Here is a 24446-nt window from a genome sequence, read left to right on the forward strand (position 1 = left end):
AAATTGAATAACGTTTAAATTTTTCACTAATGTAAGAAATATGTATTAATAAAGAATAAAAAACTTATTAAATGTATTTTATATCATTCTATTTAACTTTAATTGAGTTCATTGACGAAAATTTTAAATCATATGAATTAACTATTAACTCAAAGTTTGAGCTTTATGATTTTGTTTGAAAAATATTTGTATTTTAGCCGAAATATGTTGGTTTTTAATAAACATATTGGGCACTAATTAAAATTCAGATAATTTGAATCAAAAAATTAGTAGATTTGCACGGACAAAAAAATAATAAATAATAAGCTCATTCTTTATTACATGGCTTTTGGAATGTATGTAATAAGGAATAACATGATTTTTAGGTTATAAACTACTGAAACTATGAAGAAATTTTTTTTACTTTTATTAACGGCATTTTTATTTATCGGTTGCAGCTCTGATGATGAAACGATCTATGATTACATAGGAACATGGTCGGGGACATATGAAGGAGGTGATAAGGGAGTCTGGAATTTTGTGGTAGACAATACCGGTAAAGTATCAGGAACCATGCATTCCGATGTTAGTAATACAAATTACAATATTTCCGGTAATTTAAGTAATACAGGAGATCTGACTGGAACAGTAGGACTTCCGTCAAAAGGAGAGTTTAAAGGAAAACTTAATCCGGATAAAAAAGGAAACGGAAGCTGGGGCAACCAACTTCCAACACCAGCACAATACGGAACCTGGAAAGGAGAAAAGAAATAAAAAATAAAAAGTCTGCAAATCTGCAGACTTTTTTGTTTATATAAACCCCATTTGGAGAATCTCATTATTCTCATTCTTTAATGCTACAAAATAGAGGAGGAAATCTTCCTTTCCAAAATATTCTTTAAAGGATATTTTCTGGCTTTCATTCAATATCACTTCATCTTCAGCATATTCTGTCATCATATTTTCAGAGTCCAGTTTTATGGTAAGGATTGCTGCTTTATCAATTTGTTTTTTTCCGTTTATTAAAAGAGCTTGATTTTTAACTTCAACAATGGACATTACATTTTCTATCGTTCCAAACTGAAATTGTCTAAGACGCTTTTTCCCGATCTCAGTTTGTAATCCATTTTCAACCGTTCGTTTACCCCTTTCAGAAACTGTATCCAAATCCTTTATTTCTGTCATCAGTTTTGCAAACTTCTGGTAGAGGAGAGGATCACCTGCTTTTTTGATATAAAAATCCAGGCTTACTCTAATGATTTTTCCCACTTTGGAGCAATGTCCAAATTCAGAACTGTTTTGCCTTACCTTTTCATAGGATGGATTCTTCTTAAAAGCCGTTTTATTGAAGCCGCTTTTCTTCCGAACTACATTTTTCCCATTCAGGTTATAAAAAACAAGGTCGCCTACAGCCCCCGTGATCTTGATTACACTTTCATATGTTGCCATATTGTAAATATTGAACTCAAAGATAGCAATAAATAACGTAAATCAAAATTTTAACATATATTTATCATATAGTTGTAGTATAGTTTTACTATAATTAAAATATAAAATGTATATTTGTCTATCAATTGTTAATTAGGTAAAAATCAGAGGAATATGAGAACGGGATTATTTGAAAACAGAATAAGAATAAAGCAGCTGTCTGTATTACTAATTGCATCTGCTTTTGTAGTGTCCTGCGGGAGTTCGAAGAAGGCTTCTTCTAATAAAAAATCAGGAAGTAAAACGATTGTAAAGTCTGAAAACCTTAGAAAGCTGGATTCCAAATTTGATGGCAAGGTTCCAAGATCCATCAATGATATTTTGAAAGATGCCGAAAAATATATTGGGACCCCATATAAGTTTGGTGGAAATACATCATCAGGATTTGATTGTTCCGGATTTACTGTAAAGGTATTTGAGGAAAACTCATTCAATCTTCCAAGAAGATCCTCCGATCAGGCAGAAGCCGGCAAAAACATTGATATTACAGATGTAAAGCCTGGTGATTTGTTGTTTTTTGCAACAGCTGGAGGCAGTCGGGTTTCTCACGTAGGAATTGTTCATGACATTGGTCCCGATGGAGAAGTGAAGTTTATTCATGCTTCCACATCCAAAGGAGTGATCATCTCATCATTGAACGAAAAATACTGGAATAAGGCGTATCTTCATGCTCAACGTGTTTTATAATAGAATACATACCATTTATAAACAGTAATGGAGAACCGAACCTTTGCCTTTATTAAAACAGATAAAAAGCTGGTAAAGCTTTTTTATAAGGATATTATGATCATCAAGGGCTTAGGTAATTATGTGGAAGTTCACACCTTGAATGGAAAAAGATATATCTATTACAAAACCCTCAAAGATCTTATTGATAGTCTGCCTGACGAATTCATGCGGGTACATAATTCTTATATCATCAACTTAATCAATATCGAATCTTTTGAAGACAATCAGCTTTTGTGTGGTGATATAAAAATTGCGGTGGCCAAAAGCTATAAGGATTGCCTTACCGAAGCTTTGGGCAAAATGATGCTGTAAAACAATCTACATCAATAAAACACTTAAGCACATCACATTTCTGTTCGTGTACATAAAAAAGTTTTTATTCAGTTTCTCTTATCATAGTTTTACAAAAAACTTACTATAATGAATAAAGACGAAGTACTGAATTATATCAGAACAAATAACCTTAGCGGAATCAAAGCAGGATCAGAAAGAACTGATTTTCTGGAAATATGGATGGTTGTTGTTCATGACAGAATATTCGCCAGATCATGGGGTCTGGCTGAAAGAAGCTGGTATAATACTTTCTTAAAAGACCCAAATGGCCAAATCCAATGTGGAAATTCAATTTTTAACATAAAGGCAGTCATTCCCAATGATGCTAATGAACTTACAGATGAAATTAATCAGGCGTATTTAACGAAATACAACATAGGGAGGAACAGAAAATATGCAAAAGGTATTGTTCAGGAAAAGCACGTTGAAAAAACAATGGAGTTTATTATTTGTGAAGCAAAATAATGTAAATAGGTAAAAGCTTTTGTGCTTTCTGTACGTAAAGAAAATCATTGCAATAGCATTGCGTTCTAAAACGGAAGAATTTTGTACAAAACTTTTATACTATGACAGATTTTATCAGATTCTTTATTCCACTTTACTTTGTCCTGTTTTTTCTTGTTTCATTTGTAGGAATTACTTTCGCCGTTACCAAAAGAATTGGCAAAAATCCTAACGTACTTCCTAAAGACGATTCTGCGTATGGACTTATTGGTTGGTATTTTAAACTGACTTTATTCTTTCTGTTTACGTATACAATTCTGCTATTTTTATTTCATGATATAATAGGGCAAGCCTTTATAATAAGCTTTCTGGACAATGATTTCTTCCGGTATTTGGGTGTAATTCTGATGATTGCTGCCCTGATTTGGGTTTTCATAGCTCAATGGCAAATGAAGGATTCCTGGCGAATTGGAATTGATAATGATACAAAAACTGAGCTTGTTACCCAAGGTCTTTTCAGATTTTCAAGAAATCCCATATTTCTGGGAATGACTGTGAGTCTTGTAGGTTTTTTCCTTGCTTTTCCGACAGTTATTGCCCTAACATTTTTACTGATTGGCAGTATTTTAATGCAAATTCAGATCAGGTTAGAGGAAGAGTTTTTACTCAAACAGCATGGCCCAATATATCTTGCGTATAAAAAGAGGGTAGGACGTATGCTGGGCCTTTATTAAAAGCATCATGTTTGAAATTATTTTGCTGAACTTTTTTGTATCTTTGGCCGGTATAATTTTTCAAACTAATTTAAATAAGAAACATGTCGTTACAACAAACTATCGAAAATATCTGGGACAACAGAGAATTATTGCAGAATGAAGACAGCCAAAAGGCGATCAGAGGGGTTATTTCTTTAGTTGATAAAGGTGAACTTCGTACTGCAGAACCTACAGAAAACGGATGGCAGGTAAATGAATGGGTGAAAAAAGCTGTAGTAATGTATTTCCCGATCCAGAAAATGGAAACTATTGAAGTAGGTCCATTTGAATTTCATGATAAAATGCCTTTGAAGAGAAACTACGCTGAAAAAGGAGTGAGAGTTGTACCACATGCAGTGGCGAGAGAAGGAGCTTACATTGCTCCGGGTGTTATTTTAATGCCTTCTTACGTAAACATTGGTGCTTATGTAGATTCAGGAACTATGGTAGATACTTGGGCAACTGTTGGAAGTTGTGCACAGATCGGTAAAAACGTTCACCTGAGTGGTGGTGTTGGAATCGGTGGAGTATTAGAGCCATTGCAAGCTGCTCCTGTAATCATTGAAGACGATTGCTTCATTGGTTCAAGATGTATCGTTGTAGAAGGAGTTCATGTAGAAAAAGAAGCTGTATTAGGAGCGAATGTTGTATTAACAGCATCAACAAAAATTATTGACGTAACGGGAGATACACCAATAGAAATTAAAGGAAGAGTTCCTGCACGTTCTGTGGTAATCCCTGGAAGCTATACCAAGCAGTATCCGGCAGGAGAATATCAGGTTCCATGTGCACTAATCATCGGTCAGAGAAAGGAATCTACAGATAAGAAAACATCTCTGAATGATGCATTGAGAGATAATAATGTAGCTGTTTAAGATTCAATTTTTAAGCTAATACCACACAATCTTGAAAGAGAAATTTCTTAAAATACTTTTAAACCCTAAATATATATTTGGGGTTTATCTTATTATATCGGTTGTTACCGCAATTTCCAAATACCTTAGAGGAGATTATGCGATCAATAATTATCTGATCTTCAAAAATGTATTCTTTAATACCATTCATCAGAAGAATTTATTTATCCATTATCCTGATCTTTATTTTGATTTAAATCATTATGGAGTTTTCTTTAGCGCATTAATTGCTCCATTTGCAATGATGCCCGACTGGCTGGGAATTTCCCTTTGGAATATTGGCAATACCTTTATTTTCGTCTATGCAATTCATAAACTGCCTTTTTCAGATTCCAAAAAAGCGATTTTCGGATTATTATGTCTTCAGGAATACATTACCGCAGCCTTAAGCCTACAGTTTAATGTAGCACTTATAGGTCTTTTATTGTTATCCGCAGTGTATATCTACGAAAGAAAAGAAGTAAAATCAGTAACGGCCATCTTAATAGGAATATTTGTGAAAATCTATGGAATTGTAGGTCTTACACAGTTTTTCTTTATTAAAAACAAGACTAAGTTCATTCTTTCAGGAATTGTTATTGCCGCAGTGTTTTTTGCACTTCCTATGGCGTATTCAAGCCCAAAATTTGTAATTCAGTGCTATTCAGACTGGTTTCAGTCTATAGTAGAAAAGAACAGCGAAAATCAGGTGCTTGGAAATATGCAGGATATTTCATTGATGGGGTTTGTCAGAAGAATTTTAGGGGATGCCTCCATTTCCAATCTTGTGTTTTTGGCATTTGGATTGCCTCTTTTTGCTCTGCCTTATATCAGAATTAAACAATACAAGCATTACGCATTCCAATTAATGATCCTGGCGTCAACATTACTATTTTTAGTATTGTTCAGTTCCAGCTCAGAATCTCCAACATACATCATTGCAGTGGTGGGAGTTTTAATCTGGTTTTTCCTACAGAAAGAAAGAACACCGCTTATTATCGGATTGCTTGTTTTTGTGATTATTTTTACATGTTTTTCAACTTCGGATCTGTTTCCGAAATTTATAAAAGAAAATTATATTATTAAATACTCCTTAAAGGCTGTACCTTGCATTGTAATTTGGCTAAGGGTAACCTACGAGCTTTTAACCAAGGATTTTGATAAAAATTACAGCCTGAATTAATCAATATGAAGAAAATTTCAATTGTAATACCCGCCTATAACGAAGAAGGAAACGTAGCCATGATTCATCAGAAAATCAAGGAGGTTTTTGACGGGCTAAGCAACTATGACTTTGAAATCATTTTTGTAAACGATGGAAGCAGAGACAATACACAGCAAAAACTGGAAGAACTTTCCAATAGATATGATGAAGTAAAATTCATTGAATTCTCACGAAACTTTGGCCACCAGCCTGCCGTAAAGGCCGGAATGGATTGTGCTCAGGGAAATGCAGTCATCTCTATGGATGGCGATCTTCAGCATCCGCCTGAACTTATCCCTGAAATGATAAAAAAATGGGAAGAAGGGTATGATGTAGTTTTTACAGTAAGAACCTATCCCAAGGAAATCTCTTATTTTAAAAGGAAAACATCGGATCTTTTCTATAAGCTATTATCAAGCCTTTCTGATGTTAATTTAACGAAAGGAGGCGGTTCAGATTTTAGACTGATGGATGCCAGTGCCGTTGAAGTAATGCGTAAATTCAATGAAGATGATTTATTCCTGAGAGGATTAACAAGCTGGATGGGATTCAAGCAAATCGGAATAGATTTTACAGCAGCAGAAAGACTTTATGGAAGCAGTAGCTATAACCTTAAAAAGATGTTTACCTTTGCATTCACAGGGATTACGGCATTCAGTGTAAAGCCTCTTTATCTTGCTGCTTATCTGGGTTTTCTATTTTCGGCGATCTCAGTCACTGGTTATGGAATTTATGTAATCCATTCCTTCATAGCCCATACAGAAATCTCAGGTTGGGCATCCCTAATCATGACCATTGTGTTCTTTGGAGGACTTCAGCTGATCATCTTGGGAATTATGGGAATTTATTTAGGTAAAATCTTTAAACAAGTGAAAGACAGGCCTAATTATATTATTAAAAACAAAAATTTTTAAAATGGTTTTATTGAGTTTTGACATTGAAGAATTTGATATGCCATTAGAGTATAAGGGTGAAATTCCCTTTGAAAAGCAAATTTCAATTTCGCAAACAGGACTAGAAAGGATCTTGGATATCCTTAAAAAATATAATGCCAAGGCTACCTTTTTTTCTACGGTAGTCTTTGCGGAAAACAGCAAGCACCTTATTGAAAGGTTATTGAATGAGGGGCATGAATTAGCCTCACACACTTGGTTTCATTCAGAGTTTGAAGAAAAACATTTGAAAGATTCCAGAGAAAAGCTGGAAGAATTATTCTCAACAAAAGTAACAGGATTAAGAATGCCGAGAATGATGCCTGTCAACGAAAAAGAAGTTGAAAGAGCAGGGTATTCCTACAATTCTTCCATAAATCCTACATTCTTACCGGGGAGATATAATAATCTAAAAGTATCGAGAACTTATTTTAAAGAAGGAAACGTAACACAGGTACCGGCATCCGTGTCTCCAAACTTCAGAATTCCTTTATTTTGGCTAAGTTTTCATAATTTTCCATTGTCATTCTACAAAAAACTGGCTGCCGATACCTTGAAAAAAGATAACTATCTGAATATCTATTTCCATCCGTGGGAATTTGCAGAAATTAAGGAAGAAGCCTTTAAGCTACCAGGTTTTACTGTAAAAAACTCAGGAAAAGATATGGTAGAAAGATTTGATTCATTTGTTGGCTGGCTAAAAGACAAAGGACATACATTCGGTACATTTCAGGAATTTCAAAAACAAATAGAACGATGAAGATTGCTTTTGATGCAAAACGTTTTTTTCACAATACGTCCGGCCTGGGCAATTATTCAAGGGATCTTGTAAGAATACTATCCGAGTATTATCCGGATAACGAATATCTGCTGCTTAATAAGAACAAATCTGATCGCGGAAAGGATATTCTGGAACGTCCTAATGTCAGATTTATTGAAACCTCCAAAGGAAACCTTTCCCGACAGTTAAAGATGGGTAAAGATGCCCAAAAGCAAGGTGCCGATATCTTTCATGGTTTATCAGGAGAACTTCCCTTGAAATGGGACCAAAAGCCTATTAAAAAGATTGTTACCATTCATGATTTGATTTTTGTAAGATATCCGCAATATTATTCTTTTTTCGATAGGAAAATACACCTGTGGAAATTTAAGAAAGCCGCGAGTATTGCTGATAAAATTATTGCTATTTCAGAACAGACTAAAAGAGATATTGTTCAGTATCTAAACGTTCCTGAAAGCAAGGTTGAAGTCATTTATCAAGGCTGTCATAAGGCCTTTAAAGAACAGCAGTCTCCTGAGCTTATTCAGACGGCAAAAGAGAAGTTTAAGCTTCCTGAAAGGTTCATTCTTAATGTAGGAACCATTGAAGAGCGTAAGAACCTGTTGAGTGTGGTAAAAGCAATCAGCGGAACTGAAATTCCAATGGTCGTTGTAGGAAGAAAGACAAAATATTATCAGAAAATAGAAAAATTTCTGAAAAACAATAAAATGGAAAAACAGATCATCTTCCTGGAGGGAGTTTCCATGGATGAGCTGGCTGTGATCTATAAGCTGGCAGATATTTTTGTTTATCCAAGCTTTTTTGAAGGCTTCGGAATCCCTGTCATTGAGGCACTTTTTTCAAAAACTGTAGTCGTAACAAGTAATACAAGCTGTCTTCCTGAAGCAGGAGGAAAAGACTCTGTTTACATTGATCCTAAAAATGATTTGGATATCAAAGCCAAGATACAATTTCTATGGGACAATGAATCTGAAAGAAAACGCCGTGAGGAAAAGGGTTTTGAGTTTGTTCAGAAATTTAATGACGAGCCAATTGCCAATGAATTGATGAATCTTTATCAAAAAATTATCTAAAAAAACTTTGCATTTTAAAAATAAATCCTACATTTGCATCACAATTCAATACAATGAAACCAATATTTTTAGCATTACATCATTATTATCATCATCTCTGTTAGGCGGAATTGATTGATATATGTGTATGCTAAAATCAAAAATAATTAAAAACCGTCTGAGTAAATAGACGGTTTTTTTTGTTTCCTGAATTCACCTCAGAAATCTTCAACAGATCAGTTTTATTTGCTCAGACTCAACAAAGACGAAATGAGTAAATTAAAAATTGCGATCCAAAAAAGCGGCCGGCTTTATGAAGAATCCTTACAGCTCCTCAAAGACTGCGGAATCTTCGTCAATAACGGGAAAGATCAGCTTAAAGTTTCCGTAGATAACTTTCCGATGGAAATCATGTATCTCCGGAATTCAGATATTCCACAATACCTTGAAGATGGAGTGGTGGATATTGCCATTGTAGGTGAAAACCTATTGATTGAAAAGCAGAAGAATATTCAGATTGTTCAGAAGCTTGGATTTTCAAAATGCCGCGTATCCATCGCTGTTCCAAAAGATATTGAAACCGATGATCTGGCTTATTTTCAAGGCAAAAAAATTGCCACTTCTTATCCCAATACCCTTAGAAACTTTTTAGAAAAAGAAAGTATTACATCAGATATTCACGTTATTTCCGGTTCTGTGGAAATAGCTCCAAACATCGGTCTGGCGGACGGTATCTGTGATATTGTAAGCTCCGGAAGTACTTTATTCAAAAATGGATTGCGAGAAACAGTTACTTTACTGAAATCAGAAGCTGTTTTAGCTCAAACACCAGAATTATCGCAGGATAAAACGGCTATTCTAGATAAGTTTTTATTCAGAATTAAGGCGGTTTTAAAAGCAAAAAACTCAAAATATATCCTGATGAATGTTCCCAATGATAAAATTCAAAAAATAGCAGAGGTACTTCCTGTACTGAAAAGTCCCACGGTTATTCCATTGGCGGAAGAAGGCTGGAGCAGTATTCATTCTGTGATTGATGAAGAGCGTTTTTGGGAAGTTATAGATGAACTAAAGGAAAATGGGGCGCAGGATATCCTCATCATTCCAATTGATAAAATGGTTATTTAAAAAAATACAAATGAAAATATATAAGTATCCTCAGCGAGAAATTTGGGCAGATTTGGTAAAGCGTCCAACTTTTGAGCAAAATGAAATTTCAGAGTTGATTGCTGAAATTTTTAAGGAAGTTAAAGATAATGGAGATCGGGCTTTAATAGAGTTCAATAAGAAGTTTGACAAGGCTCAGACAGAGAATATTTCTGTTACAGACGCAGAAATTAAAAAAGCAGAAAACCAGATCAGTGATGAATTAAAAATAGCAATTCAGGAGGCAAAGGAGAATATTTCTAAATTTCACACTTCTCAGATTCCGGAAATTCAAAAGGTTGAAACTACAAAGGGAGTGGTTTGTTGGAGAGAGAATAGAGCCGTAGAGAAAGTGGGAATCTACATTCCTGGGGGAACAGCCCCTTTGTTTTCAACAGTATTAATGCTTGCTGTACCTGCAAATCTAGCCGGATGCAAAGAGATTATTCTTTGTACACCACCAGATAAAGATGGGAATATCAATCCTGCTATTTTGTATGCGGCAAAGCTTTGCGGAGTCTCAAAAATCTTTAAAACAGGTGGAGCGCAGGCGGTAGCTGCCATGACCTTAGGAACTGAAAGTATTCCCAAGGTCTACAAGATATTCGGTCCCGGAAATCAGTTTGTGGTGGCCGCAAAAGAATATGCCCAACGCTATGGAGTCGCTATCGATATGCCGGCTGGTCCAAGCGAGGTTCTTGTCATAGCAGATGAGCAGGCGATCCCGGAATTTTGTGCAGCAGATCTTCTTTCACAGGCAGAACACGGAAGTGATAGTCAGGTTGTATTTCTTACGACTGACCTTAAAGTTTTTGATGAGACAATTGCTGCTGTTGAACAACAAGTCAGGGACTTACCTAGAAATGAATTTGCAAATCAATCGCTTGAAAATAGCAGCTTTATAGTAATGAATAGTCTTGAGGAAGCTGTTGAATTCAGCAATCTTTATGCTCCGGAACACCTCATTTTAGCGATCAATGATTTCGAAAAATACATTCCGGTGATTGAAAATGCAGGGTCTGTTTTTCTGGGAAACTATTCCTGTGAAAGTGCCGGAGATTATGCCAGCGGAACCAATCACACGCTCCCTACTAATGCCTATGCAAGGAATTACAGCGGAGTATCTCTGGATAGTTTTGTAAAGAAAATAACGTTTCAGCACTTATCTAAGGAGGGACTTCAGAATCTAGGAAAAACAATCGAGATAATGGCAGAAGCAGAAGGACTGTTTGCCCACAAAAATGCAGTATCAATCAGATTAAAATAATAAAAATGAACACAATAAGTATCAATAATTTAGTAAGAGAAAATATATTAAAACTACAGCCTTATATCAGTTTTAGGGACCATAATCAATTTAATGATCCTGCCTTTTTAGATGCCAACGAAAGCCCTTTTGGAGAATGTAACCGTTATCCGGATTCAACGCAGAGAAAGCTTAAAAACAGATTGTCAGTACTTAAAAATGTTTCCCCATCACAGATTGCAATAGGAAACGGAAGTGATGAGCTGATAGATTTAATCCTTAAGATTTTCTGCGAACCTAAAAAAGATTCCATTCTGATGATGAATCCATCGTTTGCCATGTATGGTTTTTATGCTACTATTAATGAAAACAGGGTTTTACAGATTAATTTGGATGAAAATTTTGACATTGTAAAAGATGATTTTTTAAGAATTGTAAAAGAGCAGCCCATTAAGGTTTTCTTTTTGTGTTCACCCAATAATCCCACGGGAAATAGTGTAGACGATATTGAATTCTATCTTCAGAATTTTGATGGAATTGTTGTGGTAGACGAAGCCTATATCGAATTTTCCGGAAAGAAGTCAAGTCTGGAACTTTTGACTAAATACCCCAATCTTATTGTTCTTCAGACCTTTTCAAAGGCATGGGGAATTGCAGGTGCAAGAGTGGGAATGGCTTACGCTTCTGAAGAGATTATTAAACTAATCAATACGGTAAAAGCCCCTTACAATGTCAACGTATTAAGTCAGGAATTAATTTTAAAAACGTTGGATGAAGAAACCAATCTTCAGGAAAATGTAAGTAAAATCTTGGCAGAAAAAGAATGGTTACAGGAACGGTTTAAAGATATCAAATGTATTGATAAGGTATTTCCAACGGATGCCAATTTCTTTTTAATTAAAATGAAGAATGTAGGGAAAGTATACGACATGATGCTTGAGCAGGAAATCTTAACCAGCAGAAGAGATCCGGCTATTCCGGGATGCATCAGAATTAATGTAGGAAATCGTCAGGACAATGAAAAACTGATCAATCTTTTAAAAAACATATCAGAATGAAAAAAGTACTGTTTATAGATCGGGATGGAACGTTAATTATAGAGCCACCCACAGATTTTCAGGTAGATTCACTGGAAAAACTTGAATTTTATCCAGGTGTTTTTCAAAGTCTGTCCAAAATAGCCAATGAGCTAGATTATGAGCTAGTAATGGTAACCAATCAGGATGGTTTGGGAACTGAAAGCTTTCCTCTGGAAGACTTTATAAAACCGCAGGAAAAGATGCTCAAAACGTTTGAAAATGAAGGAATAATCTTTAGTGAAATTTTAATAGATAAGAGTTTTGAACATGAAGGTTTACCTACCAGAAAACCAGGAACTGCAATGCTTGGGAAATACATCTATGGAAATTACGATCTTGAAAATTCCTATGTAATCGGTGATCGAGTTACGGACATTCAATTAGCTAAAAACTTGGGATCTAAGTCTATTTTTATAAACCAAAGCTTTAATGAGGAAGCAAGCCTTGTTACCACAGAATGGAATGAGATTTATCGCTTCTTAAAAGATGGAATGAGAAGAGCGAGAGTATCCAGAAAAACCAATGAAACAGAAATAGATATTGAAGTTAATATTGATGGAAACGGTAATTCTGAAATTTCAACAGGGCTTCATTTCTTTGATCACATGTTGGAACAGATCGCCAGACACGGAAATATGGACCTTACGATCAAGGTGAACGGAGATCTTGCCGTGGATGAGCACCATACCATTGAAGATACAGGAATTGTACTGGGAGAAGCTATTGTAAAGGCATTGGGAAAGAAAAAAGGTATTGAAAGATATGGTTTCCTGCTTCCTATGGATGATTGTCTGTCGCAGGTAGCCATTGATTTTGGAGGAAGGCCGTGGTTAGTTTGGGATGCTGAATTTAAAAGAGAAAAAATAGGAGATGTTCCTACAGAAATGTTCTTTCACTTTTTTAAATCGTTTACAGATTCCTCAAAATCTAATTTGAATATCAAAGCGGAAGGAGACAATGAACACCACAAGATAGAATCTATTTTCAAGGCATTTGCAAAGGCAATTAAAATGGCTGTTAATCAATCAGATGCCAATTATGGTTTACCCTCAACTAAAGGAAGTTTATAAGATATGATTGCAATAATAAAATATAACGGTGGAAATGTGAGTTCTGTACAGAATGCATTAAACAGGCTTCAGGTAGACTCTGTAATTACAGATGATCCTGAAGTTATTGTAAATGCTGATAAGGTTATTTTTCCGGGTGTGGGTGAAGCATCTTCTACCATGAAATTATTAAAGGAAAAAGGTCTTGATTTACTTATTCCCAGTCTGAAACAGCCCGTTTTGGGGATTTGTCTGGGAATGCAGTTAATGTGTAAAGCTAATGAGGAAGGAAACACTGAAGGAATGGGGATTTTTGATATCAATGTGAAAAGGTTTCCGCCTCAGGGCCTTGTGCCACATATGGGCTGGAATACTGTTGCAAATCAAAACTCTTCATTATTTTCAGACATTGAAAAAGATGATGATGTCTATTTTGTACACAGTTACTATTGTGAGCTGTCAGACTTTACCACTTCGGTTTGTGACTATATTCTGCCATTCAGTGCGTCTTTACAGAAAGATAATTTCTATGCGATGCAGTTTCACCCGGAAAAATCAGGAACCATTGGTCGTCAAATACTTAAAAACTTTATAAATTTATCATAATGAAGATTATTCCGGCTATTGATATTATTGATGGAAAATGTGTGCGTTTATCAAAAGGTGACTACAGCACAAAGAAAATATACAATGAAAACCCTGTAGAGGTTGCAAGGGAATTTGAAGATTTTGGAATTAAATATCTGCATTTGGTAGATCTTGATGGTGCAAAATCAAAGCATATCGTGAATCAAAAAGTGTTAGAGGATATTGCAGGCTCAACTTCACTTCACATTGATTTTGGAGGTGGATTGAAAACAGAGCAGGATATAGAAATTGCATTCAATTCCGGTGCAAAGCAGATTACGCTAGGAAGTATTGCAGTTCAGGATCCTGAGTTTTGTTATCGCGCCATCGAAAAGTACGGTCCGGAAAAGATCATCCTTGGAGCAGACTGTGATAACAGAAAAATTAAAACCTCCGGATGGCAAGAGGAAAGTAATGAGGATATTATTGATTTCATTCTTCAATATCAGGAAAAAGGAATTCAGAGCACAATATGCACCGATATTTCAAAGGATGGAATGCTGGAAGGTCCCTCAACGGGTCTGTATATTGAAATTTTATACAAAACTTCAGTTCAGTTGGTAGCAAGTGGTGGGATTTCCGGCATCATGGATGTCCATAAAATGAAAGATGTCGGCTGCTCCGGGACAATTATAGGGAAAGCCATTTATGAGGGAAAAATAAGCCTCCAACAACTTCAAAACTTTATTGAAAATGCTTAAAAAAAGAATTATTCCGTGTCTGGATATTAAAGATGGTTGTACTGTAAAGGGAGTCAATTTTGAGGACTTAAAAAATGCAGGAGATCCCGTAGAACTGGCAAAAAAATATGAACAGGAGGGAGCTGATGAACTTGTTTTTCTTGATATTACTGCAACCCTTGAAGATCGAAAAACATTTGTAGAATTAGTAAGAGATATTGCCAAAGAGTTAAGCATTCCTTTTACGGTAGGCGGTGGAATTTCGTCTATTGAAGATGTCAGAAAACTTTTGGAAGCAGGAGCGGATAAGATTAGTATCAATTCTTCCGCAGTGAAAAATCCAAAGCTTATCTCTGATTTGGCAAATGAATTTGGGAGCCAGTGTATTGTAGTTGCTATTGATACAAGATGGGTAGGAGATGTAGATCTTGTTCATATTAATGGAGGTAGAAAGGCTACCGAGCTTACCACTGTAGAATGGGCAAGGCAGGCAGAGAATTTTGGGGCCGGTGAAATCCTCTTAACTTCTATGGATGGTGACGGAACAAAAAATGGCTTTGATTTACGGATTACAAAACTTGTTTCAGAAAACGTAAGTATTCCTGTCATTGCTTCCGGAGGTGCAGGCACTGTAGAGGACTTTGTTCAAGTATTCAATGAGACCAAGGCTACGGGAGCATTGGCAGCCAGTATATTCCATTTTAATGAAATTAGCATTCCGGATTTAAAACAACAATTAAAAACTCAAAAAATAGAAGTACGATGAACATTGATTTTAATAAAGATAATGGCCTTGTTCCGGTAGTTATTCAGGACAACAGAACATTGCAGGTTTTGATGCTGGGCTACATGAATGAGGAAGCATTTGAAAAGACAAAAAAAGAAAAAAGGGTAACTTTCTTCAGTCGCTCCAAAAATAGATTATGGACAAAAGGAGAGGAGTCCGGTAATTTTCTGGAAGTGAAAAGTATAGACATAGACTGTGATCAGGATACCATACTAATTAAGGTAATTCCAACGAATGTGGTTTGCCATACAGGAACTTTCAGTTGCTTCGGAGAAAAGGATTCCAAGGGATTTTTATACGAATTGGAAGAGAAGATATCTCAAAGAATTGATAAGAAAGTGGAAGATTCTTATACCTATTCGCTGTATCAGAGAGGGATTAATAAAATGGCTCAAAAAGTAGGAGAGGAAGCTGTAGAAGTAGTGATTGAAGCTAAAGATAGTAATGATATACTTTTTAAAAATGAAGCTGCAGATCTTTTATATCATTTTCTTATCCTATTGAAAGCAAAAGACTTTTCGTTGGAAGATATAGAAAAAATTCTTCAAGACAGAAATAAATGAAGCCTTTGAAATTTTCAAAGGCTTTTTTATTGTGAAAATAATACGTCATGTTCTGTCGCTTCGTGAAAATATCTTTGTGTTTAGATAATATGGAATGATAAAATATATCTGTAGGTTATTTTTATATCAAATCCCTTTAATAAAGGTTTCAAGTCATAAAAAAAGTTAAATTTGTGGCAAAATAATAAAACTAATTACTAACTTAAAAATACAGGAATGAAAAAAATTTATCTCGGTGCATTTACCTTGTGCACTGTGCTGGGTATGTCTGCCCAGGAAGTAATCTGGCAAAGGGACATCAGATCCTCTACCCAGGACTTTCTAAGCCAGGTGACCACTACCATCGATCAGCAATACCTTATTACGGGAAGCTCCATCCAGAGCGATAAACTCCAACAAAATAACAGACAAAACAACGGCTACGACTTCCATCTGGTAAAACTGAACCAACAGGGAGAACAGGTTTTTGAAAAATACTTTTCAGGACAGAATCATGATTATCTTTCAGCAACCGTAACCACGCAGGATGGAGGATTCCTCTTGGCGGGAACCTCATATTCAGGGAAAGGATTGGATAAAAAGGATGACTCCAAGGGAGGTTCTGACGTCTGGTTGATTCGAATTAATGAATTTGGGGATGAGCTGTGGCAGAAAACCCTGGGAAGCTCCTTGGATGAGGAAGCCAGGGCAGTGATCCAAACCACGGACCAGGGATTCATTATGGCAGGAAACATCCAGAACTCACCCAAGGGACATGGCTCCAAGGATGTATGGGTGGTTAAACTTGATAAAAACGGCAAGGAAATCTCCCAGCTTATTTTAGGTGGAAGAGGTCTTGACGAGGTTGAAAAAATGATTCCCACAAGGGATGGCGGAGCCTTACTGGGCGTCTATTCCCGAAGCGGGATTGTCAATAATGGTGGCAATGCCTCAAATGAAAAACCGGCTAGCGACAACCAACCCTCTACAACCTCCAAGCAAAGTGAAAACTTTGGTGAGGGTGATTACTGGATCATCAAGCTCGATAAGAGCGGAAAGATTGAATGGGAAAAGAACCTTGGCGGAAAGGGAGATGACCACATCAGAACTTTAGCATTGGCTTCCAATGGGTACATCATTGGCGGGGAATCCAGATCGGAAAGGTCAGGAAACAAGACGGTGGGAATTGAAGAGGGAACAGATCTTTGGCTGGTATCCTTGAATGAGCGTGGGGATGAGCAGTGGCAAAAGTCCTACACCTTTGGCAACAGGGATGTTCTAATGGGAATGAATGTAATCCAGAGTCAAGACTTGACCAAGGGAATTTTGTTGGGTGGCTATACGCAGGCTGAGGGAAGAATAGAAAAGGATGATGAGACATTCTGGATGCTGTACCTTGACGGAAATGGAAATGAGCAGTGGAGAAAGCACATCAAGGGAGAATCCAGGAAAAGGGAGGAAAGACTTTCAGATTTAAGATTAAACAAAGATGGCTCCATTATTCTGGCAGGAACGAGTGCCGAGGAACTGGGCAAGGAAAACTGGAAGATTGTAAAGCTGGGTGACAGGCAGGTGAATGACTTGATTGAAAAATATGACATCAAGATCTATCCAAACCCGGTATCCGATTATGCCTACGTAGAAATAGGTTTTGACTTCAAGGAAGCTGATATTCTGGTTTATGACATGAGTGGGAGACAACTGCAAAACCTGAAGACCAAAAATAGAGTTACTAAAATTAATACACAGGCTCTGGTTCAGGGAGCTTATCTGGTGACGATAAAGACTGATAATAACAAGACGGCGAATGCAAAGCTGATTAAGAAATAAAAAAACTGATAACAATGAAGAAAATAATTATTCCCATAGGCATCCTGCTTATGATGGGAACCCTGCATGCACAACAAAATAACAAGATTATTCCCTCGGTTATTGCGCCTAATATTGATGCGAATGCTTTAGGGGTCTTTGATAAGCAATCCGTGAATCTGTCCACGGGAACCCCCAATATAGAGGTGCTTTTCCATACCATTCGTGTAGGGGATCTTGAACTGCCCATTAAGTTGCAATATGATGCCTCCGGAATTAAGGTTGGGCAAATGGCGACCTCCGTGGGGCTGGGCTGGTCCATTAATAACTCAGGTATACTGACTCAGGAAGTGAGGGATAAGATAGACGGACAATCCACCAATATTATTCAGCAATACGTCAATACCCCTACCATTGATGGAAGAAATGCCATTCTATACAATTATGAGCATCTTAATCAGCCCTATACAGGGACTGATCTGGAAACAGATATTTATACTGTTAATTACTTTGGAAATACCATTCCGTTTTTCTACAACTATAATGATAACACCTACATTGCCCAGCAAAAGGACAATACCAGAATTGTTAAGGGAGCGAATAAATGGACTGTCTCTCTTGGTGATGGCACTGAATTCAACTTCAATAACATGTACTCCCGTAAGTCTGTGAATTCCATTACGATCCCAAAGTCTCCAAATGCAAGTGCTGGCGGTTCAGTCACTTCTCCTGAGCTCAATGACTCCTGGTACCTTACCGATATTGCCAGCCGTGGACAATCTGCCAAACTTGAATATGTCAGCTCGTCCAATCGCTATTACTCAAAGGGAACGGAAAACTATAAAGTCGTTTCAATATTGAGAAATGTTGAAAATGTTAAGATGATAAGTTCGATTACCACTCCCTATGAAAAGGTGGTCTTTGAGTATAGCCCGGAAAGAGAGGATATGAACGGGGATAATGGGAAAGCTGACCTGTTGAAGTTCATCAAGGTATTTGACAATTATGGAAAGCTTGTGAAGCAATTCCAACTGGTCTATGACTATTATAATGAAACAGAGCCCTTACCGAATTATGCAGCAACATCAATGGTTGAAAATTATAAAAGCAAAAGACTGAGGCTAAGGGAGGTGAAGAGGCTGGATATCCCAAGTGGTAACTATCAGAATCATTATGCTTTTTCCTATAATTCCGATATACTACCCAATAGATTCTCTCCCAAGCAGGATCTTTGGGGATACTATAATGGCAAGCCCAATATTGAATATATGTTTCTGGGAGATTCATCCTGGGGCGGCGGTGGCACTCCTGCGAATCTAAATGTTGATCCCGCGTACAGTGGTCTTGGGCAGATTAGTACGGTAACCTATCCTACAGGGGGGTACTCACAGTATACCTTTGAGAGTAATGAGTCTGCAAAGCCGGCTAACTATGATCAGATGATTCCTGAGGCCGAGGAATTTACCCCCAGGGCAGTAAATATTGCAAGGATGCCGGTCCACTACAAAGGACATGGGAAATTTGAGGTTCCCTTTACAGTGGATTCAGAGATAATCGGTAATGTTCTAAGAGCCCAGGTAAGAATAACAAATTGTCCCGGTCCATATTATGAAACAACCTGCCCCTACAAGGTTATGATTGACGGAATGTGGATCAATCCTGAAAAAGATAAAGATTTGGTTGCCAGTAGCTTTAACCTAGGTGTTGGTCCTCATAAGCTTCAGGCGAGTTCGAGTGTCATGGAGGACTTTGATGACATGGAGTTTCCATATTACTTTTCAGCGGGGATACAATGGAAGCAACGTAAAACCTTGGCCGAAATGAGAGATACCCCCATACTTATAGGTGGAAGAAGAGTGCAGCAGATTGTTACCAATGCCGGTGATCAGTTTCACACCCAAAAATTTGTCTATACACTGGAGGATGGAAAGACTACGTCAGGAAGTATCATTACGGCTCCCTATGTGGCCATGAAGGATGGCAGTGGGAAGGTTATCTTTTCAATAGGTACCAATCCGCTTTCCAAGCTTAGGGGGCAAAACCTGGTCTACAGAAGAGTGGAAAAAATAGAGTTGGATAACTATGGCAGATCCAACGGAAAAACGGTGCAGTACTTTAACAAGCCCATTGGAGGCTTGAGTTTCAACAGATACCCATTCCCACCACCTGATGACAGGAGCCACATGAGTGGGCAACTTACCAAGGAAGAATACTTTAAGTATGACTATGTTGCTGATGACTTCAAGAAAGTAGAGGATGTCAATTACCTGTATTCCTATCCTGAAAAATGTAGCATAGACAATCCCACTCCTGACTGTATTACAAGATTAAAGGGACTATCATACAGTGAAATTGTTGGTATAATCAATACGAATGCAACGATCTATGATGATATTGATTGGGGCCTTTATTCTTTGGAAGCCTCACCTTATAAACTGCTTAGAAAGATATCAACCAAATACCTTGACAATGGAGGCCTGATTACCAAGGAAGAGATGGATTATACCTCATCCATCCATAACAACCTTACCAAAAGTATCACCACCTTTCCGGACAATACCATTCAGGAGACAAGCTACCAGTATGCCCATGAGCAGAGCAATACCGATATGATTACTGCCAACATGATTGGTATTCCGCTTCAAACCGAGGTTAAGGAAAATGGAAAGGTGATCTCAAAGGTAAGAAGCATCTATGGAAAGAATGCACAAACCAGCAATTTGGTGCTTCCTGTATCAGAGCAAAAGTTTGATTCTGACAATACTGCTTCCGCACAAAGTATAGTAAGCTATGACCAGTATGATGCCAACGGAAATATTTTGCAGTATACCACAAAAGGAAGTGTTCCGACGGCCATTATCTGGGGCTATAAGAATACCCAACCTATTGCCAAGATAGAGGGAGCCACCTATCTGGAAGCGGCAGCACTGGCCGCTGACATCATTGCGAAGTCAAACGAGGACGTGGATGCGGATAAAGAAAAAGCACTGATGAACGCCTTAGATACCTACAGAAACCAGTCTGCCTTTAAGAGCCACAGCATTACCACCTATACCTATGATCCACAGGTTGGGGTAACAAGCATCACCCCTCCCACAGGAATCAGGGAATTCTACAAATATGATTCCATGAACAGGCTGCAATCTGTGGTGGATGCCAACAACAATATTTTAAAGGAATTCAACTACCACTATAAAAACTAACACTGATGAAAAAAATAATTATACCTATTGGTGCCCTTTTAATGATGAGCACGGTCAATGCACAGGTGCAATTGCCAAGTGGTCTTACCGGGGCAACCAATGAAAACTATATCTACACAAGAACCTATCTTGAGGCAAAAACCCAGAGTGATGCCAATGCCAAGCAGGTAGAAACGGTTCAGTATTTTGATGGATTAGGCAGACCTAAACAGATCGTGAATGTGAAAGCTTCCCCATTAGGAAGAGACGTTGTCACCCAAATCGTATATGATGGTTTTGGAAGACAGGTGTTGGATTACCTTCCTGTTCCACAGGGAGGCACTTCAAACGGTGCTATTGTTACAGATCCCTTGTCCAATGCTACCCAGCCTAATATTTATGGCTCGGAGAAGATTTACTCGGAAAAGAAGCTGGAAAACTCACCCCTGGGCAGAATCCAGCAGCAGATCCAGGTGGGTACCGACTGGGCCACCAAGCCTGTAAAGTTTGATTATGAAGCTAATACTAATGCAGATTATGTAAGAAAATATGAAACTTCAACGACTTGGGTTGAAGGCAGAACGCAGACTACAGTTCAATTGCTTCAATATTTCTTACCGAATCAGTTATATAAAAATACAGTAACCGATGAGGACGGAAATAAAACCACCGAGTTTAAAAATGGAAAAGGACAGGTTTTATTGGTAAGAAAAGCATTAAATGCAACGGAAAATGCCGATACTTATTATGTTTATAATGAATATGACCAATTAGCATATGTGATTCCTCCATTGGCTTCTGCTCCGACTGTTGAGTCTTCGACAATGGAAAATCTATATTATCAGTATCGTTATGACGGCAGAAATCGTTTGGTAGAAAAGAAACTTCCAGGCAAAGGCTGGGAGTATATGGTGTATGATAAATCAGACAGATTGGTTTTAACCCAGGACACCAACCTTAAGGCCCAGAATAAATGGATCATTACCAAGTACGATCGATTAGGTCGGGTTGCCTATACAGGACTTTTATCATCAGGCGGGGAACGAGCAGGCAGGCAAAATGAGATCAATAACCTGGTGATTGCCGAAGAAAGAAGTTCCACAGGATTTACCCGAAACGGAATGACAATCTATTACACGGATGTTTATTTTGTGGGAGAAATACCAACCATTCTAAGTGTTAACTACTACGATACCTATCCACAGGGATCACCAGCGGCCGACAATCAATTTTCACAGGAACTGCTTACTGATAACCCGTCCCAATCTAAAAGTACCAAGGGACTTGCTGTTGCCTCCTATGTAAAAAACATTGAGGATGATAACTGGACAAAAAGTTACACCTATTATGATACAAAAGGGAGGGTGATAGGAACCCATTCTATCAATCACTTGGGAGGATATACCAAGACTGAGTCTAAACTTGATTTTGCAGGAGTGCCAAAGCAGGTTAAAACCTCCCACAAAAGAAAAACCAGTGACATCGGGGTAACGGTTAATGAACGTTTTGAATATGACAATGCCAACAGATTAACTAAGCATTGGCATCAGGTGGATGACAGGGCAGAACAATTGCTTACAGAGAACACCTATAATGAATTGTCCCAGCTTAAGAACAAGGTGGTTGGAAATAACCTGCAAAGCATTGACTATGCCTACAATATCAGGGGATGGATGACAGAAATCAATAAAAATGATATGTCCATACCAGGTTTAAATGGGAAATTATTCTCCTACAGGATTAAGTACAACCAAAAGGATGGAACAACCAACCCTGACACAAGCCTTTTTGTGGGCAAGAATGTAAAGCCCATGTACAATGGAAACATTGCCGAGGTAGATTGGCGTTCCGTGGAGTCGCTTGGAGCCAATCCTCCCCTGGAACCCAAGAGATATGGTTATGCCTACGATGCGCTGAACAGGCTGACTGCAGGGTATTATCAAAATCCTAACAATCCATGGAGCAAGGAACATACGGAGGTAGTGGATTATGATCTCAATGGAAATATCATCAAGCTATACCGAACCTCTGTCATGAATGGAACCACTGCCGAGGTTATTGATGAATTAGTATATAATTATGGGCCTCCGACAAGTCTTGGAAACCGTCTTTTGGATGTCAAGGACAACCGACATAACAAGGCAGGATATGAAGGTGGAGGAAACATCATTGCCTATGATGCCAATGGAAACATGACCAATATGCTGGATAAGCAGATTCTAGGAATTAATTATAATTATTTGAATTTACCCAACAGTATAGCTCGTGGTGCTAATTTTAATATTAATCACCTTTATCGAGCAGATGGAGTGAAATTACACAAAAGTATTCTTGAAACGTATGATGGAGTTAATGGGACCGTAAGCAATACAACAGATACAGATTATTTAGATGGATTTCAATACATTCATACACTCACTCAAGGGGGAGGTTCTCCTGGTGGTGGTGGAAGTCCTGTTGAAGAGGCGGATTTTGCCATATCCCCTATGAGAAAGGCAATGGAGATAGAGGCCTATACTATGGATGGGATTATCAACCCTTTAGAACCTGGTATTGACCCTCCCATTGGCGGCGGTGGTGGTGTCATTGTGGTTCCTGCAAAGGATGAAGACCTTGTGTTTTTCCCTACAGCCGAGGGATACTATGATTATAAAAAAGATCAGTATATTTACCAGTACAAGGATCACCTTGGAAACGTAAGGGTAAGTTTTGGCAGAAACAACGTAGGTGCTCTTGAAATTACAGATGCCAATGACTATTACCCTTTTGGGATGAACCATTTGAAGACTGGGAATGCGTTCTTTGGAGTGGGCAGCTATAAGAATTACAAGTACAACGAAAAGGAACTGCAAGAGACTGGTATGTATGACTTTGGAGCCAGACAATACATGCCGGACATTGGAAGGTGGATCGTAGTGGATCCGCTTGCGGAAAAAATGAGAAGATTTAGCCCTTACACTTATGCAGGCGATAACCCTATAAGGTATATAGATCCAGATGGAAGAAAATTTATTAATTTTGACGAAAATGGAAATTATACTGGTACTACAAAGGATAATTGGTGGCATAACTTATGGAATGGAAGTAAGGGAAGAGTTGTAAAAAGTGATGGAAGTACACAGCAGAAATTTAGATTTGCTGATCCTAAAAATGATGTTGCTGATATACAATCGGGTAAAATAAATAAACTTGAATTTGTTACAGAAAAACAAGTCCGCACATTAGTTAGTTGGTCAGGAGCATTTGATCCTAAAAATAAAGCGAGTAATAGGAGTCTTTCTGAAAGATATGATTATATAAAAAAAGAAGGAATAGGCGGAGGAAAAATGGATTTTGCTTATACACAAGTACCTAAAATGTTTCCAAATGCAAAACCAAGTAACCCTACGACCAATACGTCAAATACAATATTTTTAGTTGAAGGTTTGGCTCATAATCAGAACAATTTTGGGAATTTTTTATTTGGTACATCAGGTCGTGCTATGCAATTCACAGGAGCTGAATTATCGTTAGGAGCACATTATAATAGTGTAGTTAATTCTAGTACAAACGGTTATAGTAGTCAGTTAGATTCTTCTGATGATCAACTTTCTATATCTAGTGGAGTGCTTTTTTCAGATAAGTACAATTATGGAGACAAGCAAATTCAAGTAACTGTGGGAACTCCTACACCAGCTAATACACCATAAAACTTAAATCAAATTAAAAA

22 protein-coding genes are annotated in these 24446 nt (G+C 37.6%); 21 read left to right on the top strand and 1 reads right to left on the bottom strand.

Annotated elements, in window-relative coordinates; genetic code table 11:
• Positions 1–384: 384 nt before the first annotated feature.
• The gene (locus tag EG359_RS02470) at positions 385–753 is read left to right on the top strand and encodes a hypothetical protein (protein ID WP_076355335.1); all 369 of its coding nucleotides are present in this window, start codon (positions 385–387) and stop codon (positions 751–753) included.
• Between the two features lie 36 nt (positions 754–789).
• On the opposite strand, the gene EG359_RS02475 is transcribed toward EG359_RS02470, so the two are convergent.
• Entirely contained in the window at positions 790–1428 is a 639-nt protein-coding gene (locus EG359_RS02475; protein WP_076355333.1) for a hypothetical protein, read from the bottom strand.
• A 153-nt stretch (positions 1429–1581) separates the two neighbouring features.
• Here EG359_RS02475 and EG359_RS02480 point away from each other — a divergent pair, with 153 nt between their 5' ends.
• From EG359_RS02480 to EG359_RS02575, 20 genes are all read left to right on the top strand, one after another.
• Positions 1582–2154, top strand: coding sequence for a C40 family peptidase (locus EG359_RS02480; protein ID WP_123867260.1), 573 nt, complete (start codon positions 1582–1584; stop codon positions 2152–2154).
• Positions 2155–2181: 27 nt separating this feature from the next.
• The gene (locus tag EG359_RS02485) at positions 2182–2508 is read left to right on the top strand and encodes a LytR/AlgR family response regulator transcription factor (RefSeq protein ID WP_076355331.1); all 327 of its coding nucleotides are present in this window, start codon (positions 2182–2184) and stop codon (positions 2506–2508) included.
• Positions 2509–2616: 108 nt separating this feature from the next.
• Positions 2617–2994, top strand: coding sequence for a DUF2255 family protein (locus tag EG359_RS02490; RefSeq protein ID WP_076355329.1), 378 nt, complete (start codon positions 2617–2619; stop codon positions 2992–2994).
• A 101-nt stretch (positions 2995–3095) separates the two neighbouring features.
• Positions 3096–3707 carry a methyltransferase family protein gene (locus EG359_RS02495; RefSeq protein WP_076355327.1) on the top strand — a complete coding sequence of 204 codons (612 nt, stop codon included), beginning with the start codon at positions 3096–3098 and terminating at the stop codon, positions 3705–3707.
• 83 nt (positions 3708–3790) lie between these two features.
• Complete coding sequence (locus EG359_RS02500) at positions 3791–4603, top strand: 2,3,4,5-tetrahydropyridine-2,6-dicarboxylate N-succinyltransferase (RefSeq protein ID WP_076355325.1); 813 nt, start codon at positions 3791–3793, stop codon at positions 4601–4603.
• A gap of 31 nt (positions 4604–4634) precedes the next feature.
• Positions 4635–5804, top strand: a complete 1170-nt coding sequence (locus tag EG359_RS02505) for a glycosyltransferase family 87 protein (protein WP_076355323.1) — start codon at positions 4635–4637, stop codon at positions 5802–5804.
• A gap of 5 nt (positions 5805–5809) precedes the next feature.
• Positions 5810–6739 (top strand): glycosyltransferase family 2 protein, encoded by a 930-nt coding sequence (locus tag EG359_RS02510; protein WP_076355321.1) that lies wholly within the window; start codon positions 5810–5812, stop codon positions 6737–6739.
• Between the two features lies 1 nt (position 6740).
• The gene (locus EG359_RS02515) at positions 6741–7517 is read left to right on the top strand and encodes a polysaccharide deacetylase family protein (RefSeq protein WP_076355319.1); all 777 of its coding nucleotides are present in this window, start codon (positions 6741–6743) and stop codon (positions 7515–7517) included.
• Entirely contained in the window at positions 7514–8611 is a 1098-nt protein-coding gene (locus EG359_RS02520; protein ID WP_076355317.1) for a glycosyltransferase family 4 protein, read from the top strand. Before EG359_RS02515 ends, EG359_RS02520 begins: the two co-directional genes overlap by 4 nt.
• A gap of 249 nt (positions 8612–8860) precedes the next feature.
• Positions 8861–9718: an ATP phosphoribosyltransferase gene (gene hisG / locus EG359_RS02525; RefSeq protein ID WP_123867261.1), complete on the top strand. Its 858-nt coding sequence runs from the start codon at positions 8861–8863 to the stop codon at positions 9716–9718.
• A 10-nt stretch (positions 9719–9728) separates the two neighbouring features.
• Positions 9729–11003, top strand: a complete 1275-nt coding sequence (gene hisD / locus EG359_RS02530; RefSeq protein ID WP_076355313.1) for a histidinol dehydrogenase — start codon at positions 9729–9731, stop codon at positions 11001–11003.
• 5 nt (positions 11004–11008) lie between these two features.
• Positions 11009–12040: a histidinol-phosphate transaminase gene (gene hisC, locus EG359_RS02535; RefSeq protein ID WP_076355311.1), complete on the top strand. Its 1032-nt coding sequence runs from the start codon at positions 11009–11011 to the stop codon at positions 12038–12040.
• Positions 12037–13131, top strand: coding sequence for a bifunctional histidinol-phosphatase/imidazoleglycerol-phosphate dehydratase HisB (gene hisB, locus EG359_RS02540; RefSeq protein ID WP_076355309.1), 1095 nt, complete (start codon positions 12037–12039; stop codon positions 13129–13131). The genes hisC and hisB overlap by 4 nt, the downstream gene beginning before the upstream one ends.
• A gap of 3 nt (positions 13132–13134) precedes the next feature.
• Entirely contained in the window at positions 13135–13716 is a 582-nt protein-coding gene (gene hisH, locus EG359_RS02545) for an imidazole glycerol phosphate synthase subunit HisH (RefSeq protein ID WP_076355307.1), read from the top strand.
• On the top strand, positions 13716–14438 hold the full coding sequence (gene hisA, locus EG359_RS02550; RefSeq protein ID WP_076355305.1) for a 1-(5-phosphoribosyl)-5-[(5-phosphoribosylamino)methylideneamino]imidazole-4-carboxamide isomerase: 723 nt from the start codon (positions 13716–13718) through the stop codon (positions 14436–14438). The genes hisH and hisA overlap by 1 nt, the downstream gene beginning before the upstream one ends.
• Positions 14431–15183 (top strand): imidazole glycerol phosphate synthase subunit HisF, encoded by a 753-nt coding sequence (gene hisF / locus EG359_RS02555; protein ID WP_076355303.1) that lies wholly within the window; start codon positions 14431–14433, stop codon positions 15181–15183. Before hisA ends, hisF begins: the two co-directional genes overlap by 8 nt.
• Positions 15180–15767, top strand: coding sequence for a bifunctional phosphoribosyl-AMP cyclohydrolase/phosphoribosyl-ATP diphosphatase HisIE (gene hisIE, locus EG359_RS02560; RefSeq protein ID WP_076355301.1), 588 nt, complete (start codon positions 15180–15182; stop codon positions 15765–15767). The genes hisF and hisIE overlap by 4 nt, the downstream gene beginning before the upstream one ends.
• 216 nt (positions 15768–15983) lie before the next feature.
• Positions 15984–17576, top strand: coding sequence for a T9SS type A sorting domain-containing protein (locus tag EG359_RS02565; RefSeq protein WP_076355299.1), 1593 nt, complete (start codon positions 15984–15986; stop codon positions 17574–17576).
• A 14-nt stretch (positions 17577–17590) separates the two neighbouring features.
• Entirely contained in the window at positions 17591–20758 is a 3168-nt protein-coding gene (locus tag EG359_RS02570) for a hypothetical protein (protein WP_076355297.1), read from the top strand.
• A gap of 5 nt (positions 20759–20763) precedes the next feature.
• Entirely contained in the window at positions 20764–24426 is a 3663-nt protein-coding gene (locus tag EG359_RS02575) for a DUF6443 domain-containing protein (protein ID WP_123867262.1), read from the top strand.
• The last annotated feature ends 20 nt before the right edge of the window (positions 24427–24446 follow it).

It is taken from the genome of Chryseobacterium joostei, from assembly GCF_003815775.1.
GTDB classification, from domain to species: domain Bacteria; phylum Bacteroidota; class Bacteroidia; order Flavobacteriales; family Weeksellaceae; genus Chryseobacterium; species Chryseobacterium joostei.

What these genes read in the sequence shown, in the direction of transcription:
- EG359_RS02500 (WP_076355325.1), top strand. Translation starts at nt 3,791, where the DNA reads ATGTCGTTACAACAAACTATCGAAAATATCTGGGACAACAGAGAATTA.
- hisC (WP_076355311.1), top strand. Translation starts at nt 11,009, where the DNA reads ATGAACACAATAAGTATCAATAATTTAGTAAGAGAAAATATATTAAAA.
- EG359_RS02570 (WP_076355297.1), top strand. Translation starts at nt 17,591, where the DNA reads ATGAAGAAAATAATTATTCCCATAGGCATCCTGCTTATGATGGGAACC.
- hisF (WP_076355303.1), top strand. Translation starts at nt 14,431, where the DNA reads ATGCTTAAAAAAAGAATTATTCCGTGTCTGGATATTAAAGATGGTTGT.
- hisB (WP_076355309.1), top strand. Translation starts at nt 12,037, where the DNA reads ATGAAAAAAGTACTGTTTATAGATCGGGATGGAACGTTAATTATAGAG.
- EG359_RS02515 (WP_076355319.1), top strand. Translation starts at nt 6,741, where the DNA reads ATGGTTTTATTGAGTTTTGACATTGAAGAATTTGATATGCCATTAGAG.
- hisA (WP_076355305.1), top strand. Translation starts at nt 13,716, where the DNA reads ATGAAGATTATTCCGGCTATTGATATTATTGATGGAAAATGTGTGCGT.
- EG359_RS02510 (WP_076355321.1), top strand. Translation starts at nt 5,810, where the DNA reads ATGAAGAAAATTTCAATTGTAATACCCGCCTATAACGAAGAAGGAAAC.
- EG359_RS02490 (WP_076355329.1), top strand. Translation starts at nt 2,617, where the DNA reads ATGAATAAAGACGAAGTACTGAATTATATCAGAACAAATAACCTTAGC.
- EG359_RS02470 (WP_076355335.1), top strand. Translation starts at nt 385, where the DNA reads ATGAAGAAATTTTTTTTACTTTTATTAACGGCATTTTTATTTATCGGT.
- hisD (WP_076355313.1), top strand. Translation starts at nt 9,729, where the DNA reads ATGAAAATATATAAGTATCCTCAGCGAGAAATTTGGGCAGATTTGGTA.
- EG359_RS02485 (WP_076355331.1), top strand. Translation starts at nt 2,182, where the DNA reads ATGGAGAACCGAACCTTTGCCTTTATTAAAACAGATAAAAAGCTGGTA.
- EG359_RS02565 (WP_076355299.1), top strand. Translation starts at nt 15,984, where the DNA reads ATGAAAAAAATTTATCTCGGTGCATTTACCTTGTGCACTGTGCTGGGT.
- EG359_RS02520 (WP_076355317.1), top strand. Translation starts at nt 7,514, where the DNA reads ATGAAGATTGCTTTTGATGCAAAACGTTTTTTTCACAATACGTCCGGC.
- hisIE (WP_076355301.1), top strand. Translation starts at nt 15,180, where the DNA reads ATGAACATTGATTTTAATAAAGATAATGGCCTTGTTCCGGTAGTTATT.
- EG359_RS02475 (WP_076355333.1), bottom strand. Translation starts at nt 1,428, where the DNA reads ATGGCAACATATGAAAGTGTAATCAAGATCACGGGGGCTGTAGGCGAC.
- hisG (WP_123867261.1), top strand. Translation starts at nt 8,861, where the DNA reads ATGAGTAAATTAAAAATTGCGATCCAAAAAAGCGGCCGGCTTTATGAA.
- EG359_RS02495 (WP_076355327.1), top strand. Translation starts at nt 3,096, where the DNA reads ATGACAGATTTTATCAGATTCTTTATTCCACTTTACTTTGTCCTGTTT.
- EG359_RS02575 (WP_123867262.1), top strand. Translation starts at nt 20,764, where the DNA reads ATGAAAAAAATAATTATACCTATTGGTGCCCTTTTAATGATGAGCACG.
- hisH (WP_076355307.1), top strand. Translation starts at nt 13,135, where the DNA reads ATGATTGCAATAATAAAATATAACGGTGGAAATGTGAGTTCTGTACAG.
- EG359_RS02480 (WP_123867260.1), top strand. Translation starts at nt 1,582, where the DNA reads ATGAGAACGGGATTATTTGAAAACAGAATAAGAATAAAGCAGCTGTCT.